This is a genomic window from Hymenobacter sp. BT559 (assembly GCF_017571525.1).
In the GTDB taxonomy this organism is placed as follows: domain Bacteria; phylum Bacteroidota; class Bacteroidia; order Cytophagales; family Hymenobacteraceae; genus Hymenobacter; species Hymenobacter ginsengisoli.
Window position 1 is genome coordinate 168,322 of sequence record NZ_JAGETY010000006.1, and the last position, 17,749, is coordinate 186,070.

Below are 17,749 nucleotides of genomic sequence, written 5' to 3' on the forward strand. Positions count from 1 at the left end.
GCGCTTTAGCGCCCGCCATCATGCCACATACGGCGCGGTGGCGGCGCCCAGCGGTGAACCCACTATGCGTTTCCCTATTTCTGCCTTCCGAACCCTAGCCACGGCCGGGGGATTCAGCTTGATTACGCTGGCCGGCTGGGCCCAGATGCCCTTGCCCAACGTCGCCCGCCCGGCCACCGGCACCCCGCTGCCCGCGTCTACGGCGCCAGCCGCCGCCCCTGCCTCTACCACCGGCCAGGCGCCCGGCGCCCAGCGGGGCGTCACGCCGGCCCAACTGCCCGGCCAGCCTAGCGCTACTCCCACGTTTGGGCAGCCGGGCGCGCCGCTTACCAGCCCCGGCGGCACCTTAAGCGGTGCCCCCAATGGCGGCGCCCCTACCAGCAACGCGCCCATGAGCCCCGGCATCCCGACGCGGGCTGGCGCCGGGCAGTCGGCTGCGCCCGGTACAGTGCCGGCCACGGGCAGCGCTACGCCGGCTTCCCCGGCCGCGCCGGGGGCTAGCCCGGCTTTCGGGCAGTATCCGGTGGCAATGGGCGCGCTGGCTGGCACGACGGCCCTCACTACGCCTACCGACTCGCTGCGCCTCACGCTCGACCAGGCCCAGGCGCGCTTCATGCAGGCTAATTTCCAGCTGCTGGCCCAGCATTTCAACATCGATGTGGCCAACGCGGCCATCCGGCAGGCATTGCTGCGCGATAACCCCAACCTTCAGATGGAGGTGAACGCCTACAACCCGAATACGGGCGCGTTCTTCCCCCTGCAAAAGCAGACCGACCCGGTAAACCCCACCGGCGGCACCTTCGTGGCCCAGATTCAGCAGCTGATTGATATTTCGGGGCGGCGCTCGAAGCTGGTGCAGCTCGCGCGCACCGGCGTGGCGGTGCAGCAGGCGGCGTTTGAAGACCTGCTGCGGCAGGCGCGCTACCAGCTGGTGCAGTCTTTCTATAATGTGGCGGCCGAGCGGCGCAAGCTCAATTTTACCGACCAGGAGCGCACCCAGTTGGGCCGCTTGCTGGCTGCCTACCGCGAGCGCCTGCGGCTAGGGGTGGTGGCCTCGTATGAGGTGACGCGCCTGGAGCTGGAGCAGCAAAGCCTGGAGCGCGACCGCGCCGACCTGCTCAATCAGCTCACCCAGGACCAGGCCACGCTGCGCGTGCTGCTGGCCGCACCAGGTACTGTATTCGTAGCGCCCGAGGGCGTCGAGTTTCTGCCGGCCGCGCCGGCTAGCGTGCCCGCTCTGGCCGACCTCGAAACGCAGGCCTACGCCCTGCGCCCCGACCTGCGCGCTGCCACCCAGCAAACTACCTACACCGAGCAAAACCTGGCCGTGCAGCGCTCGCTGGCCGTGCCCAAGCTGATGGTGGGTGCCGACTACGCCAGCCAGGGCAACACCTACGTGCACTACTTCGGCGTGCAGACGGCCATCGACCTGCCGGTTTTCAACCGCAACCAAGGCAATATTCAGGCGGCCAAAATCGGGATTCAGCAATCGGGCTTTGCCCTGAACGGCGTGCGCCTCCAGGTAGAGCAGGACGTGGCCGGCGCCTACGAGCAGCTGCAGCGGGCCATTGCGCTGCGCCAGAGCATCACGCCCGATTACCTGGCCCGCACGGCCAGCGTGAGCCGCGATGCCGTGGCCGACTACAACCGCCGCCTTATCGACCTGGTGAGCTTCATCGACAAGTTCCGGGCCTATAAGGAAGCCCAGCTCGGCCTCATCGACATCAGCAGCCGCCTGCTGCAAAGTGAGCAGCAAATCAACTTCGCCACCAACGCCAAAGTGTTTTAAATAATGGTAAATGGGTAGTTATCAATGATGAAAGGCTGGGAAAAAGCCGTGAAGTCATTCGCAATTAACCATTAATCATTAACCATTATAAAAATGAAGTCTTTTCCCAAAACGCCCTTCCGCCTGCTCATCGTGGGCCTGCTAGCTGCCCCGGTCGTGAGCCTGACTGCCTGCGGCGACAAAAAAGCCGAGCTGCCCACTAATACGAAAGATACCGAATCGGCGTACCGCACCGACACCGTGAAGAGCCAAAACCTGGCGCAGGACCTGCGCTTTACGGGCAAGGTGAGCTACGACCAGCGCCGCGTCGACCAGGTATACCCCGTAGTATCGGGCAACGTGCTGGCCGTGAACGCCGCGCTAGGGGCCCACGTGACCCAGGGCCAGCCCCTCGCCACCGTGCAAAGCGCCGACGTGAGCGGCTACCTCAACGACTACAACGCCGCCAAGAGCGACTACGCCCTGGCCAAGCGCACGGCCGACAACACCGAGCAGCTGTATAAAACCAACTTCGCCTCGCAGCAAGACCTTATCGCGGCCCGCGAGGGGCTAGCCAAAGCGCAGTCGGCCCTTACGCGCACGCAGCAGGTACTCAAGGTGTATGGCGCCAGTGCCAGCGGTACGGCGCAACCCGTGTACCAGGTGAAGGCGCCGGTGAGCGGCTACGTGGTGGCCCGCAACATCAATCCCAACATGCAGCTGCGGCCCGATAACTCGACGCCGCTCTTCACTATCTCCGATTTGAGCCGGGTCTGGATTCTGCTCAACGTGTATGAGACGGATGTGGAAGAAGTGAAGGTGGGGGAGAAAGTGAATATCACGGCGCTAGCCTACCCCGACAAGCAATTCTCGGGCACCATCACCAACATCTCCAACGTGGTAGACGCCGACACCCGCGTGCTGCAAGCCCGGGTAGAGCTGCCCAACCCCGACGGCCTGCTCAAGCCCGACATGTTTTGCACCGTGAGCCTGCACCTCGAAGACGCCGGCGAGGGCCTAGCCGTGAACCCCAAGGCGGTGATTTTCAGCCAGGATAAATACTACGTGGTGAAGCAGGACAGCCCCGGCAAGTACCGCGTGGTGCCGGTGCAGGTGGTGCGCACCACTTCGCAATACAGCTACGTGACCGGCGCCCTCAAGCATGGCGACCAAGTGGTGACCGAGGGGAGCCTGTTGCTTTTCAACGATTTGACGGACTAGTTTTTTCAGTCGGCAGCTCCTGCCAACTACCTGACCATGAATAAATTCATCAAAGGTGTCATCGGCTTTTCGCTGCGGCACCCCTTCGTCGTGTTCTTTATCACCGCCCTGGTGGTAGTGGCCGGCGCGGTGAGCTTCTACTTCACGCCCGTTGAGGCGTATCCCGATGTAACGAATACCGAAGTAGTTATCATCACGCAGTGGCCCGGCCGCTCGGCCGAGGAGGTAGAGCGCTTCATCTCCATCCCCATCGAAACGGAGATGAACTCGATAAGCCGCAAAACGGTAATTCGCAGCATCAACCTTTTCGGGCTGTCATTCATCAAAATCGTGTTTGAAGATGGCACCGACAACTTCAACGCCCGGATGGAGGCCGCCCAGAAGCTGGCCAACGTGAACCTGCCCGACGGCGTGGCCCCCGAGGTGCAGCCCCCCACCGGCCCCACCGGCGAGATTTACCGTTTCACGCTCACCTCCAAAATAAAGTCGGCTACCGAGCTTAAAACCTTGGAAGACTGGGTGATTGAGAAAAACCTGAAAGCGGTGCCCGGCGTGGGCGATGTAGTGAGCTTTGGTGGTAAGGTGAAGACCTACGAAGTGGCCGTGACGCCCCCGCTGCTCACTAAATACGGCCTCACGGCCCTCGACGTGTTCCAGGCCTTGCAGCGCGCCAACGTGAACGTGGGCGGCGACATTGTGCGCGAAGGCCAGCAAGCCTTTGTGGTGCGCGGCATCGGCATCGTGAAAAACGTGGCTGATATCGAGAAGATTATCATCAAGAACGTGAACGGCGTGCCGGTGCTGGTGCGCAACATTGCCAACGTCCACACTTCTAACCTGCCGCAGCTTGGCATTGTGGGCCGCGACGACCACGACGACGTGGTGGAAGGCATTGTGCTCATGCGCAAGGGCGAAAACCCCGGCGCCGTGCTGCCGCTGCTCGAAGCTAAGGTAGACTACCTGAACACCACAGTGCTGCCCAGCGACGTCAAAATCAAGGTGTTCTACGACCGCACCGAGCTCAACGAGCACACCCTGCACACGGTAGGGGAGAACGTAATAATGGGTATTACGCTGGTAACCATTGTGCTGCTCATCTTCTTGGCAGATTGGCGCACCACGGTAACCGTGGCAATGGTTATCCCGCTAGCCCTACTGTTTGCCTTCATCCTGATGCGCTGGAAGGGCATGACGGCCAACCTGTTGAGCATCGGCGCCATCGACTTCGGCATCATTATCGACGGGGCGGTGGTGATGGTGGAAGGACTCTTCGTGATGCTGGCCCACTGGGCCGAGCACGAGGGCATGGAAAGCTTCAACAAGCGCGCCAAGCTGAGCAAGATTCTGCACACCGGCACCGAGATGGGCAAGTCCATCTTCACGTCTAAGCTCATCATCGTCACGGCGTTGATTCCGATTTTCTCGTTCCAGAAAGTAGAAGGCAAGCTGTTTTCGCCGCTAGCCTATACGCTGGGGTTTGCCCTGCTAGGGGCCTTGCTGCTAGCCCTTACGCTGGTGCCGGTGCTCTCCAGCATCTTGCTGAAGAAGAACGTGCGCGAGCGCCACAACCCGCTCATCGAGTTCTTAAACCGCAACTATGCGCCGCTGCTCGATACCGTGATGGGGCACCCGCGCCGAGCGATGGGTGGGGCCCTAGTGGCACTGCTGCTGGGTATCGGGGCGTTTCACTTTGTGGGCACCGAGTTTTTGCCGCACCTCAACGAGGGCTCTATCTACGTGCGTGCTTCGATGCCGCTGAGTATCAGCCTCGAAGACTCGTATCACTTCACCAAGCAGTTTCGGCAGGACTTTGAGCAGTTTCCGGAGGTGCGCGGGGTGATTTCGCAAACCGGCCGCCCCAACGACGGCACCGATGCCACGGGCTTCTTCAACAACGAGTTTTTCGTGGACCTCTACCCAGCCGACCAGTGGAAGCGGAAAATCACGAAGGAGCAACTTATTGCGGAGATGCAGGCCAAGCTGGCCCACTACCGGGGCATCGACTTTAACTTCTCGCAGCCTATCAGCGATAACGTAGAGGAAGCCGTGTCGGGCGTGAAGGGCTCGATGGCCGTTAAAATTACCGGCGACGACCTCAACTTCCTGGACAAGAAGGCCGATGAAGTGTACGCCCTGCTCAAGAAGGTGAAAGGCGTGGAAGACCTCGGCGTATTCCGCAACTTAGGCCAGCCCGAGCTGCACATCACCCTCGACCCCGACAAGATGGCCCAGTTTGGCGTAGATGCCGCCGATGCCAACGCCGTAATTGAGATGGCCATTGGCGGCAAGGCCGTGAGCCAGGTGTTTGAGGGCGAGCGCAAGTTTGACCTGCGCCTGCGCTACGACCAGCCCTACCGCTCGACGCCCGACCAGATTGGCAACCTGCTGGTGCCCAACCTGAACGGCGGCAAGGTGAAGCTCCAGGAAATTGCCACCATCGGCAACGTTTCGGGCCCGGCCTTCATCTACCGCGAGAATAACTCACGCTTCATCGCCATCAAGTTTTCGGTGCGCGGCCGCGATATGGGCAGCACCATTGCCGAGGCCCAGGCCCTAGTGAAGAAAAACGTGGCCCTGCCCAAAGGCTACGCCGCGCAGTGGAATGGCGAGTTTGAAAACCAGGAGCGAGCCCAGCGCCAGCTCTCCATTGTGGTGCCCATCAGCATTCTGGCCATTTTCTTTATCCTGTTCATCTCTTTTGGCAATGCCCTTGACTCGGTGCTGGTGCTCCTGAACGTGCCATTTGCCCTCATTGGCGGCATTGCGGCGCTGCTCCTCACGGGGGTCAATTTCTCTATCTCGGCCGGTGTGGGCTTTATTGCACTCTTCGGGGTCGCTACCCAGGATGGCGTAATTCTGGTCAACAAGTTCCGCCAAAACATGCGAGAGGGTATGCCGCTGGTGCAGGCCATCAAGGATGGCGCCCGTTCGCGCCTGCGCCCGGTGGTAATGACAGCCCTTATGGCCTCACTTGGACTTTTGCCGGCCGCCGTGAGCCACGGCATCGGCTCCGAAACGCAAAAGCCGCTGGCTATCGTAGTTATCGGTGGTCTCATCACCGCTACGCTACTTTCCCTGCTTATTCTGCCCGCTGTGTACGAATGGGTATATAGCAGCCGCCAAGAGCGTGAGCGCCATAGGTAAAGATATATTAGTGAACATATTGTGCGAACCCCTGGCCATCTTGGTCGGGGGTTCTTTGTGTTTGTAGTCGCCGTTTCTAATCTGTTTCTAATGCCTCTCTAATCTGTCTCTAATGAGGGCTTAATGAATATGGAAAACCAGTGAATGAAGTCCGCTTACTTCATGTTAGCTTTGCTCAAGTGCCTAGCTAGGTTTAAAAGCAAAAAAGTGATTTTACAAAGAATTATAGGTGCTGCGCAACGCCTCCTAACACCGTTCCAGCCAATGGCCCCGCTGGGTAGCGCTGGCCAATTTGTTCGCCGCACGGGTTTGTTGCTTGCCGGGCTGGCATGGGGCCTAGCGGCCCACGCGCAGGTGCCGGGCGCGCCGGTGCCCGTAGATACCGTGCGCCTGACGCTGCCCGAGGCCGAGCAGCGCTTTGTGCAAAACAACCTGCAGGTGCTGGCCCAGCGCTACAACATCACGGCGGCCCAGGCGCTGGCCGTGCAGGCCCGCCTCATCGACAACCCGACCATCCTGGTTGACCAGAATGCCATTTTGCAAGCCATGCACCGGCGCGAGCTGGATGGCGGCGGGGCAGCCGGCAACCAGGTAGCCTTTCAGGCGCAGCAGCTTTTTGCGCTAGCCGGGCGGCGGCGGGCGGCCGGCAAAGCGGCGCAGCAGGCGGCCGTGGTCGAAACCTACAACCTCGAAGACCTGGTGCGTAACCTGCGCTTTCAGCTGCGTACTACGTACTACGACGTGTATTTCCGACAGCTCACGCTGCGTGTGTACGACAACGAGATACCGCAGCTGCGCCACACCGTTGACCTCTACCAGAGCCAGTATGAGAAAGGCAACATCGCGCTCAAAGAGGTTATTCGTCTGAAAGCCTTCTTGTTTACGCTGGAAAGCGAGCGGCTAGGTCTCGTAACGGAGCAGGCCAATGCCCAGGCCGACTTGCACGTGCTGCTGCGCGACTCGACCCGCTCGGCCTACCAGCCGGTGGTAAACCCCGATAAGGTGCGCGACCTGTCGCTAGGCGCCTATCCCGAGCAGCAGCTCACCGACACGGCCGTGGTGCGCCGTGCCGACCTGCTGGCCCGCCGCGCCGAAGTGCAGCGCCAGGAGCTGAACCTGAAGCTGCAGCGCGCCGTGGCTACGCCCGACCTGGCCGTGGGCTATACCTACGACCGCTTCGGCTCTTATATCAACAACTACAACTCGATTACGCTAGGGGTGGCAGTGCCCATTTTCAACCGCAATCAGGGCAATATTCAGGCGGCTAAAGCCCAGATTAGCAATGCCCAGGCCCAGGCGGCCCAGCAGCACCTGGTGGTGCGCCGCGACGTGCACGAGGCCTACCAGGTAGCCCTGCGCCAGGACGACCTCTACCAGCACACTAACCGCGACACGACGCCCTTCTCGCGCCTCATCGACAACATCGAGCAGAGCTACACCAAGCGCCTCATCAGCGTGGTGGAGTACCTCGACTTTTACGAGGCCTACAAAAACAACGTCATCCAGCTCAATACCTTGCGGGCCAACCGGGTGCGCGCTTTTGAGAGCATCAACCTGGCTACCGGGCGCACCTTCTTTCGCGCCGAATAACCCTTTCTTTTTCGCCTTGCCTGGCCCGGCGCCCGATAGGGGCTAGCCCGCGCCACTACTTCTATTTCATGAACCGCGCTGCTTATTTTTTGCTGCTGACCTTAGGCCTGGGGGCCTGCTCCAAAGCCTCGTCGTCGGAAACCGCGACGGCTGCGGAGGAAACCAAAACCACTAAGAAATTTTCGCTCTCCGACCAAACCCTGAAGGAGCTGGCCTTCGACTCTGTGCGCCTGGAACCGGTGCGGAGCGAGCAGTCGTTTTCGGGCCAGGTAACGACCAACGGTGACAAAACCGCCAAGGTATTTCCGCTGGTAGGCGGCGTGGTTGAAAAGCTCAACGTAGAGCTTGGCGACCACGTGACCAAAGGCCAGGTGCTGGCCGTGGTGCGCTCGGGCGAAATCGCCGACGTGCAAAACCAGAACAGTACCGCCGGCACCGACGTGGCCATTGCTCAGAAAAACCTGAGTGTGGCCGAAGACCAGTTTAAGGCCGGCCTGGCGGCCGAGCGCGACGTGGTGCTGGCCCGCGAGGAGCTGCGCAAAGCCCAGAGCAACCTGGGCAAAACCAACAAGCAGCTTGGCATCTATGGGGTGTCGAAAGATGGGCGCTACACCATTAAAGCGCCGATTTCGGGCTTTATCACGGAGAAGAACGTGACGCAGAACATGCAGTACAACGATTCGAACGTGGACAGCTTTTTCACCATCGCTGACCTCGACCAAGTGTGGGTACTGGCCAACGTGTTTGAGGCCGACATTGCCAACGTGAAGCTGGGCTACGAGGCCGACATCACCACGCTCTCCTATCCCGACAAGCACTTCCACGGTGTGGTCGACAAAGTATTTAACGTGCTCGACCCCGACAGCAAAGCCCTGAAAGTGCGCATCCGCCTCACTAACCCAGGCTACTTACTCAAGCCCGAGATGTACGCCCAGGTGCACATCCTCAACACCGAAAAGCAAAAGGAGCTGGCCGTGCCGGCCAACTCGGTGGTGTTTGACAAAGACCAGCACTTTGTGCTCGTGTACAAGAGCCGCACGGAGGTAGATACTCGCTCCGTGAAGGTGCTCAAAACCGTGGGTGACGTGAGCTACGTGAGCGGCAACCTAAAGGCCGGCGACGTCATCGTGACCAAAAACCAACTGCTCGTGTACGACGAGCTGAACGACTAATTAAGTAGCATAACGTCGTCTGTCATTGCGAGCCTGCGAAGCAATCGCACCAGAACGATGGGTGAACGACTTCCGCTAGGGTCGTTCAGATGCGATTGCTTCGCAGGCTCGCAATGACAGATGAGTCAAGAGCAGTTCATATTTAATTGCAGTGAATAAATTCATCCAGGGCATTATTGCCTTTTCCCTGAAAAACCGGGGCTTTATTTTCCTGCTTACCCTAGCGGCGGTTATCGCCGGGGTGGTGAGCTACCGGAACACGCCCATCGAAGCGTTTCCGGACGTGACGAATACTGAAATCACCATCATCACGCAGTGGCCCGGCCGCTCGGCCGAGGAGATTGAGAAGTTCGTGACCGCACCGATTGAGATTGCCCTCAACCCCGTACAGAAGAAAACCAGCGTGCGCTCGACCACGCTCTTTGGCTTGTCGGTGGTGAAGGTGATTTTTGACGACGGCGTGGACGATGCCTTCGCCCGTGTGCAGGTAAACAACCTGCTGGCCGGCGCCGACCTGCCCGACGGCGCCGAGCCTGAGGTGCAGCCGCCCTACGGCCCCACCGGCGAGATTTTTCGCTACACGCTGGCTAGCAAGGACAAAACGACCCGCGAGCTCAAAACCATTCAGGACTGGGTGGTGGAGCGCAACCTGAAAGCCGTGCCCGGCGTGGCCGACGTGAACAGCTTCGGCGGCGAGGTGAAGAGCTATGAAATTTCAGTAGACCCTAGCAAGCTGCAGGACTTCGGCCTGACGCCGCTAGACCTCTACACGGCCGTGCAGCGCTCAAACATCAACGTGGGCGGTGACGTGATAAACGAAGGCCAGCAGAACTACGTGGTGCGCGGCATTGGCCTGCTCAACAACATTTCGGACATCAACAACACGGTCGTGAAGAACGTGAATGGTGCGCCCATCCTGGTGAAGGACGTGGCGCAAGTGGCCGAGTCGGCGCTGCCGCGCCTGGGCCGCGTGGGCCGGGGCCTGAACGATGATATGGTGGAAGGTATCGTGGTGATGCGCAAGGGGGAAAACCCTTCTGAAGTCATTAAGCTGCTGCAAGCCAAGGTGGAGCTGCTGAACGACAAGATTCTGCCGCCCGACGTGAAAATCAGCACGTTCTACAACCGCCAGAACCTAATTGACTTCTCGACCGAAACGGTAATTCACAACCTCACCGAGGGCATGATTTTCGTGACGGTGATTGTGTTCCTGTTCATGGCCGACTGGCGCACCACGGTGATTGTGAGCATCATCATCCCGCTAGCCTTGCTGTTTGCCTTCATCTGCCTACGCCTGAAGGGCATGAGCGCCAACCTGCTCAGCATGGGCGCCATCGACTTCGGTATCATCATCGACGGCGCCGTGGTGATGGTGGAAGGGCTCTTTGTGGCCCTCGACCACAAGGCCCACGAGGTGGGCATGGAGCGCTTCAACAAGCTCGCCAAGCTGGGTATCATCAAGAAAACCGGCCGCGACATGGGTAAGTCGATTTTCTTCGCTAAGGCAATCATTATCACGGCCTTGCTACCGATTTTCTCGTTCGAGAAAGTAGAAGGTAAGGTGTTCTCGCCGCTGGCCTGGACGCTGGGTTTTGCCCTGCTAGGGGCCCTGATTTTTACGCTGACGCTGGTGCCGGTACTGGCTAGCATACTGCTGCGCAAAAACGTGCGGGAGAAAGACAATTTCCTGCTGCGCGCCATCAACAAGGGCGCCAAGAGCGTGTTTGACTTCACCTACGCCCGCAAGACGGCTAGCCTCCTCGTGGCCGCGCTCATCGTAGTGGCTGGCGTGGGCATGTACCAGTTTTTGGGCACCGAGTTCTTGCCGGAGCTCAACGAAGGCTCGATTTACGTGCGGGCGCAATTGCCGCTGAGTATTTCACTCGACGCCTCGAACAAGCTGTGTAATGAGATGCGGCGCGTATTTATCAGTTTCCCCGAGGTGAGCGACGTGGTGAGCCAGACTGGCCGCCCCAACGATGGCACCGACCCCACGGGCTTTTACAACAACGAGTTCCTGGTGCAGATAAAGCACACGGATGAGGTGCAGAAGAACATGAAGCATAAGGACTACCGCGAGGCGCTCATCGAGCGCATGAAGGAAAAGCTGAACCGCTTTCCGGGGGTAGATTTCAACTTCTCGCAGCCTATTACCGACAACGTGGAGGAAGCTGCCTCGGGCGTAAAGGGCTCCATCGCAGTCAAAATTTACGGTACCGACCTCAAGCTAATGGAGGGCAAGGCCCGCCAGGTATATGAAGTGCTACAGCACGTGGATGGTATCGACGACCTGGGCCTTTTGCGCAACATCGGCCAGCCCGAGTTGCACGCCGACCTCGACGAGCGCCGCATGGCCAGCTACGGCGTGAGCAAGAGCGACGCCAACGCCGTGCTCGAAATGGCCGTGGGCGGCAAGCAGGCCAGCCAGATGTACGAGGGCGAGCGCAAATTTCCCATCCGGGTGCGCTACGAGTCGCAGTTCCGCCAGAGCCCGACCGAGATTGCAGCCCTTATGGTGCCCACCCAAACCGGCAAAACCGTGCCCCTGAACGAGATAGCCGACGTGAAGCAGGTAACCGGCCCTAGCCTGATTTACCGCGACGACAACACCCGCTTCTCGGCAGTGAAGTTCTCGGTGCGGGGCCGTGACCTTGGTTCAGCCATTGCCGAGGCGCAGGAGAAAGTGAACAAAGTGGTGCAGCTACCCAAGGGTTACTCGATGAAGTGGACCGGCGACTTCGAGAACCAGCGCCGGGCTAGCCAGCGCCTGGCCCAGGTAGTGCCGATTTCGCTGGCGCTCATCTTCTTCATCCTGTTCATTCTGTTTGGCAACCTGAAGGATGCCGGCCTGGTGCTGCTCAACGTGCCGTTTGCCCTCATTGGCGGCATTGCGATGCTGCTCATCACGCACACCAACTTCTCGATTTCGGCCGGTATCGGCTTCATCGCCTTGTTTGGTATCTGTATTCAGAACGGCGTAATTCTCATCAGCGTCTTTAAGCAGAACATGCTGCACAAGATGAGCCTCGACCGCAGCCTCTCGGAAGGCGTGGCCTCGCGCGTGCGCCCGGTGGTGATGACGGCCCTCATGGCCATCATCGGCCTTATGCCGGCGGCCCTGAGCACCGGCATCGGCTCGGAAACGTCTAAGCCGCTGGCTATCGTGGTTATCGGCGGCCTGCTCACGGGTACGGTGCTCACGCTGTTTATCTTCCCGCTGATATTCGAGCGCACCTACCGCGCCGAGCACACCCATTATTCCGACGACCTGACGGCTAGCCGGGAGCTGGCGGCCCATTAATCGATACGGCTGGCAAGTAGCGCGAAGTTCGGCTTCGTGCGCGAGCGTCAGCGAGCAGGCGGGGCCGAACGACCCCTAGCGCCAGTTGCTCGCTTCGCTCGCGCACGAAGCGGTGCTTCGCGCTACTTTGCTAAAAACCCGGCAATTGCCCCCTGCCACTGGCGCGGGTGCTTGTGCCAGTACGGCTCGTGGCCCGAGCCCACAAAATCGACCCGTTGCTTGGGGCCAGCGAGGTGGGCAAAGATGGTATCGGTTTCGGCGCGCATCACGCGTGGGTCGGCGGTGCCCCAGAGTAGCAGAGTAGGGGTAGTAACACGGCGGGCATACTCGCTGGCTTTCAGGCCGAAGGCCCAGTAGCCATTCTCCACGCTGCCCCACCACACCAGTAAATTAGCCAATGGAAACGGCGGCAGGTGCATAGACACAAACCGATTTTGGGCCGTTTGCAGCATGCTGCCGTAGGGGCACTCCACGATGCTGGCGGCAGGGTGCAGTCCTAGTTCGGCCTCGGCCCGCAAAATGGCGACTGCGCCCATACTCACGCCGTAGAGCACTACGGGCCCGCCCGGCTGCCGGGCCTGTGCCCAGCGAAAAGCCGCCACCACGTCGTCGGCCTCGCGGTAGCCGATGGTAGTCTGGTAACCCTCGGAGGCGCCGTTGCCGCTAAAGTCGAGCAGTAGCACCGTGTAGCCGAGCTGCCGGAAATAGCCCGCCTCGGGCCGCAGGCGCGATTTATCGCTGGTGTAGCCGTGGCAGAGCACCACCGTGCCGCGCGCCTGGGGCACGGGACTGTACCAAGCCGCCAGCCGACCATTGGGGCTAGCCAGCGTCACGTCTTCGTAGGGAAAAGCTGGCGGAGCGAGGTTTACCGGCTTGGGGTTGCTCAGGCCGGTGAGGATAATCTTGATTTTCTCGCTGGTTGGCAGCTTCTCGGGGTTGCGGGTGCGCGGCCCGGCGTCGGTGGTGAAGTGCGTGAAGCGCCAGGCGTGCAGCGCCACTACCACGTTCAGCAAAAGCGCGAAGAGGGCTAGCCCCCACAAAACCCGCCGTAGCATCAGGGGCGCTGGCGGCGCGGGCCGCGGTTGGTAGGGGAGAAGGAGGCGTTTGGGCGCGTGGCTGTTGGGCGCGGTGTGGCAGGGCGGGCGTGGCGCTCGCCTGCACCCGCTAGCCCCCGCAGGGCCGCAATTTCTTCGGTGGTGAGGTCGCGCCACTCGCCGGGCGCTAACCCGGCCAGCGATAAATCGCCGATTGCCTGGCGCACCAGGCGCAGGCAGGGCAGGTTTACGGAGGCACACATCTTGCGCACCTGCCGGTTCATGCCCTGCGAAATAGTGAGGGCCAGCCAACTCGTCGGGATGCTGGCCCGGTAACGGATGGGCGGATTACGAGGCCACAAGTCGGCCGTGGCAGCCTCGGGTAGCGCCTCCGCCTCGGCGGGCAGCGTAAAGCCTTCCTTAATCTGAACGCCTTCGCGCAATTGCTGCAAGGCCACCTCAGTGGGCGTGCCCTCTACCTGTGCCCAGTAGGTTTTGGGCACCTTGTAGCGCGGGTCGCTGAGGCGATGCTGCAGCTGTTTATCGTCGGTGAGTAGCAGGAGGCCCTCGCTATCGAAGTCGAGCCGGCCCACCGGGTACACATTGGGCACAGCCACGAAGTCCTTGAGTGTGGCCCGGCCGTGCTCATCGGTGAACTGCGTGAGGACTTCGTAGGGCTTGTTGAGGAGGATATAACGCATAGTTTCTCGGTTGTCATGCTGACGAAGGAAGCATCTTGTCAGGGTGAAACCACTCGCATTCAAACCTGACAAGATGCTTCCTTCGTCAGCATGACAACCGGTTTTGTGACGCCACTTTGTTACACCCCGCCTTGGTACTTGCGGGTGGCCCATTCGGCCCCTAGCAGCGCTACTAAGGTGAAGAACAGCCACTTCAGGTTTATCAAGTCCTTCAGGTCTTCTTCGCTGCTGAGCACTGGCTTGAAGTTCTTGGCCGCCAGGTCTTGCGCCAGCTTGTCGAGTTGGCTAGGGTAGTAAAGCTGGCCGCCGCTGCGGCGGCTGAGCTGGGCTAGCAGGCGGTGGTCAGCTTTCGATTCCTGGGCTTCGAGCGGCTGGTTTTGCACCAATAATTCGCCGCTAGCCTGCTGGGCCTGGCCGCCGAGTGTGGCGTGGGCCTGGTAGCGATAGAGACCGGCCGGCAGCGGCCCCAGGTGCAGTGGCGAGCCATCGGCCGCATTGGCGAAGGTGACGGTGCGCGCACGGCGGGCCGAGTCGGTGAGGGTGAGCGTGATTTTCTGGTCGTAAATACGCTCGAATACCGCGTTGTACGTTTCAGCGCCCAACGTCACATCGTCTTGCGTACCAAATACGTCTTGGCTTGGGTACACGTCGAGGCGCTTCTTATTGGCATTTTGGGTCAGCAGCTGCAGCGTGCGGCTGATGAGCCGGTCGTAGGCTTCGGGGCGGTCGTCGTGGGCTATGGCTTCTTCCAGGCGCCACTGCCAGGTGTTTTCGGCCAGCAGCGTAGCAGCCCGGGGGCTAGCCCCCGCTGCGCCGCCAAACACCAGCAAGGGCTTCTGGGTGGGCAGCCGGCCCACCTGCTGCCACAGCGCCGCCTCAGCCCCACCGCTTAGCCACAGCTCGCCGAAAGGTACCGGCACGGGTGGGTACTGCGCCAGGCGCCGCCGGCTCTCTTCATCGAGCGGCAGGCGGCCAAAGCCGGGGTTGGGCAGGGGAATCACCTCGTCTGTTTGAGTGCCGCGCGGCTGCACATTCAGGCCCGCGTTTAGCTGGTTATAGGCGTTATAATCAGACTGCGCGCTCAGCACGTAGAGCACCGGCACTTTGGCGGCCCGCACGCGGGCTAGCAGCTCCTGGCCGAGGCCGCCGCGCGCGGGCAGCTGGTGCAGCACCGCTACATCGAAGGAGGCGGTGGCAGGTAGCGGCTGACCAACGCTAGCCACTGCCAGGGTCAGGTCGAAGTTATTATTGGCCAGAATAGCCGCCCGCAGTGCCTTCAGGTCGGGGTGGGGGGCCGCGCCGGCCAGCAGCACGCGCAGCTTGCCCTTCACAATTTCGATAAAGGCCGTGCGACTGTTATTAAGCGCGGTAAACTCGCCGGCCTGGGGCAGCACCCGCACCTCGTAGCGGCGCTTGCCCGGCGCGGGCGCGGTAAGCTGAAACGTAGCTCTGACGCGGCGCCGGCCGTTGGGCAGGGCTAGCCGGCGGCTTTCCAGCACCCGGCCGCCCTCGCGCACCTCCACCGTGGCCGTGCCGCCTGCGTAGCCTTCGTAGCCGATTTCTGCCTCCAGCGGAAATTTGTTGCCGCTAAAGGCCACGCGGTTATACACCAAGTCCGTCAGCCGCAAGTCTTTCTTTGGGATGGTATCGCCGAGCGCTACGCTGAAAATGGGGAAGTTGAATTCCGAGAATTGCGGCTCCTGGCCCTGGTTCACGATGCCATCGCTCACGAGCACCACGCCGGCCAGGTTGCGCTCGGCGTTGGCCTCGCGGCTATCGGTCAGCAGCTTGTTCAGGTCGGTGCGGTTGGCGCTGAAGCGCACCGAGTCGGGTGCCGTGATAGCCTTGGTGAGCGTGCGGGTTTCGACCCGAAAGCCCTTGGCCCGCAAGGTGGTGGCTAGCTGCGGCAAGCCGGCCGTGAGCTGGCCCAGCGCGGGCCCGGGCGTGAAAAGGGGTATTGATTGCGAGTTATCGACCGCCAGCACCACGGTGGGCGCCTCGGTGCGCGTAGTCGTCGTTTTCACAAACGGCGAGAGCAGCAGAAAGCACAAAAAGCTGACTACCACGAAGCGCAATGCCGCCAGTGTGTAGTTGACGGCCCGGCTCCAGGGCGCCCGGGCCGAATAGAGCAAGGCCGCGTAGCCCGCGCCCACGGCCAGGCAAAGCAGGATAAACCAGGGAGAATAGGCAGTAGAGAGCAAAACCAGAAACACGTGGCTAGGGCCACCGCAAGGCAAGTAACGAAGAAAGCCGGCTACCTCACCGGCTCACAACCGTAACCAGCGCCGGGCTGCGAAAGATACTGGCCGGCGAAATGACGGGCTCCGATAACGGCAGTTGCGCGCCGTAGCGTTCCCGCAGCTTGGCTCGCACGGCCTGGTGGCGCAGGTCGAAGTCGCGTAGCTGCTGCAATTGCCCTAGCTGGCGGTGCAGCCCCCGGTCGTACACCTTCCAAATCAGCTCGGAGCAATAAATCTGTTTATCCGACCAGTTGAAGGCCAGGTCATAATCGTGCCCCAGCAGCGGCTGGCCCACGGCTTTCAAACGGGCTAGCGCGGCCGGCGTAAGCACCGTTTGCGCATCGCGCAGGCGCTTTACCACGAAGTGCTGGCCCTGGCCGCGTGCTATCCAGCGGGCTAGCGGCGTCAGTTTTACCGGCTGCATGGCCTCAAAAACCTGCCATTCGCCGTGGGCTTTGTATAGCAGCCCGCAGTGGCTGTAGGGTGAGTGCGTGGCTAGCTGGATGGCTTGGCTCTGGGCCGATAGCGAGGTGTGGAAGATAAGGTCGCCTTCGTGAAAAGAGCTTTGCGTGGTTGACAAGGATTCTTGTTCCTGCGCCGGTGGCATTGCTCCGGGTTCTATTTCCTGCGCCGGCGGTGTTGGCTCCGGCTCGGTAAGGTTGGTTTCTGTCGGGGATAATAAACGAGTTTGGCGTTGGCAGCGGCTCCATGTCCCGAAGAGCATGAATACTCCCACCAAAATCCAGACGAGCACTTTCCCTACCGAGCGGATTAGCATGGCTAGGGTCCTACGTCAGCATACCGCCATCCACTTGCAGCACCTGGCCGGTGATGTAGCTCGAATCGTCCGAAGCCAGAAATGCCGTGGCTTTGGCCACATCCTCGGGCGAGCCGCCGCGCTTGAGTGGGATGGCTTTGCGCCACTCGTCTACCTGCTTTTGGTCGAGGGCGTCGGTCATTTCAGTTTCGATGAAGCCAGGGGCAATGGCGTTGCAGCGGATATTGCGCGAGCCTAGCTCCAGGGCCACAGACTTGGTGAAGCCGATGATGCCGGCTTTGCTGGCGGCGTAGTTGGCCTGCCCTGCATTGCCCTTAATGCCTACTACCGAAGTCATGTTGATGATGCTGCCGGCTTTGGCGCGCATCATGGGCTTAGTGGCCGCTTTGGTGAGATTGAAAACCGATTTTAGGTTTACATTCAGCACGTTATCCCATTGCTCTTCGCTCATGCGCATGAGCAGGCCATCTTGGGTGATGCCGGCATTATTTACCACTACGTCGAGCTTGCCAAAATCCTTCACTACGTCGTCGACCAGCTTTTCAGCCTGGGCATAGTCGGAGGCGTCGGAGCGGTAGCCCTTCACTTTGCCGCCGTGGGCGGCTAGCTCGGCTTCGAGCGCCTGGCCTTTTTCGACCGACGAGAGATAGGTGAAAGCTACCTGCGCGCCCTGCTGGGCAAACAACGTGGCAATGGCACGGCCAATTCCTTTTGATGCCCCAGTGATGAGGGCTACTTTTCCGGCGAGAGTCTGATTCATGGGGCGAAGATAAGTAATGACGTAATGAGGGGAGGAAGTG

At 60.7% G+C, this 17,749-nt stretch carries 11 protein-coding genes; 6 read left to right on the top strand and 5 right to left on the bottom strand.

Annotated features, from left to right (window positions below):
- Positions 1-64: 64 nt before the first annotated feature.
- The 6 genes from J4D99_RS10275 (at position 65) to J4D99_RS10300 (ending at position 12,196) form a co-directional block, all read left to right on the top strand.
- Complete coding sequence (locus J4D99_RS10275; protein ID WP_208131610.1) at positions 65-1,789, top strand: TolC family protein; 1,725 nt, start codon at positions 65-67, stop codon at positions 1,787-1,789.
- 93 nt (positions 1,790-1,882) lie between these two features.
- Positions 1,883-2,989: an efflux RND transporter periplasmic adaptor subunit gene (locus tag J4D99_RS10280; protein ID WP_208131611.1), complete on the top strand. Its 1,107-nt coding sequence runs from the start codon at positions 1,883-1,885 to the stop codon at positions 2,987-2,989.
- Between the two features lie 36 nt (positions 2,990-3,025).
- Positions 3,026-6,133 (top strand): efflux RND transporter permease subunit, encoded by a 3,108-nt coding sequence (locus J4D99_RS10285; protein WP_208131612.1) that lies wholly within the window; start codon positions 3,026-3,028, stop codon positions 6,131-6,133.
- 309 nt (positions 6,134-6,442) lie between these two features.
- Complete coding sequence (locus tag J4D99_RS10290; protein ID WP_208131613.1) at positions 6,443-7,723, top strand: TolC family protein; 1,281 nt, start codon at positions 6,443-6,445, stop codon at positions 7,721-7,723.
- 68 nt (positions 7,724-7,791) lie between these two features.
- Entirely contained in the window at positions 7,792-8,895 is a 1,104-nt protein-coding gene (locus J4D99_RS10295) for an efflux RND transporter periplasmic adaptor subunit (RefSeq protein ID WP_208131614.1), read from the top strand.
- Between the two features lie 151 nt (positions 8,896-9,046).
- A complete protein-coding gene (locus tag J4D99_RS10300; protein WP_208131615.1) occupies positions 9,047-12,196 on the top strand; it encodes a CusA/CzcA family heavy metal efflux RND transporter in 3,150 nt (1,049 codons plus the stop codon).
- A 122-nt stretch (positions 12,197-12,318) separates the two neighbouring features.
- Here J4D99_RS10300 and J4D99_RS10305 read toward each other — a convergent pair whose 3' ends face one another.
- The 5 genes from J4D99_RS10305 to fabG form a co-directional block, all read right to left on the bottom strand.
- The gene (locus J4D99_RS10305) at positions 12,319-13,200 is read right to left on the bottom strand and encodes an alpha/beta hydrolase (RefSeq protein WP_309509639.1); all 882 of its coding nucleotides are present in this window, start codon (positions 13,198-13,200) and stop codon (positions 12,319-12,321) included.
- A gap of 50 nt (positions 13,201-13,250) precedes the next feature.
- The gene (locus J4D99_RS10310) at positions 13,251-13,931 is read right to left on the bottom strand and encodes a pseudouridine synthase (protein WP_208131617.1); all 681 of its coding nucleotides are present in this window, start codon (positions 13,929-13,931) and stop codon (positions 13,251-13,253) included.
- 119 nt (positions 13,932-14,050) lie between these two features.
- Entirely contained in the window at positions 14,051-16,132 is a 2,082-nt protein-coding gene (locus J4D99_RS10315) for a VWA domain-containing protein (RefSeq protein WP_236018612.1), read from the bottom strand.
- Positions 16,133-16,190: 58 nt separating this feature from the next.
- The gene (locus J4D99_RS10320; RefSeq protein WP_236018613.1) at positions 16,191-16,751 is read right to left on the bottom strand and encodes a YiiX family permuted papain-like enzyme; all 561 of its coding nucleotides are present in this window, start codon (positions 16,749-16,751) and stop codon (positions 16,191-16,193) included.
- A gap of 208 nt (positions 16,752-16,959) precedes the next feature.
- On the bottom strand, positions 16,960-17,709 hold the full coding sequence (gene fabG, locus J4D99_RS10325) for a 3-oxoacyl-[acyl-carrier-protein] reductase (protein ID WP_208131619.1): 750 nt from the start codon (positions 17,707-17,709) through the stop codon (positions 16,960-16,962).
- Between the last annotated feature and the right edge of the window lie 40 nt (positions 17,710-17,749).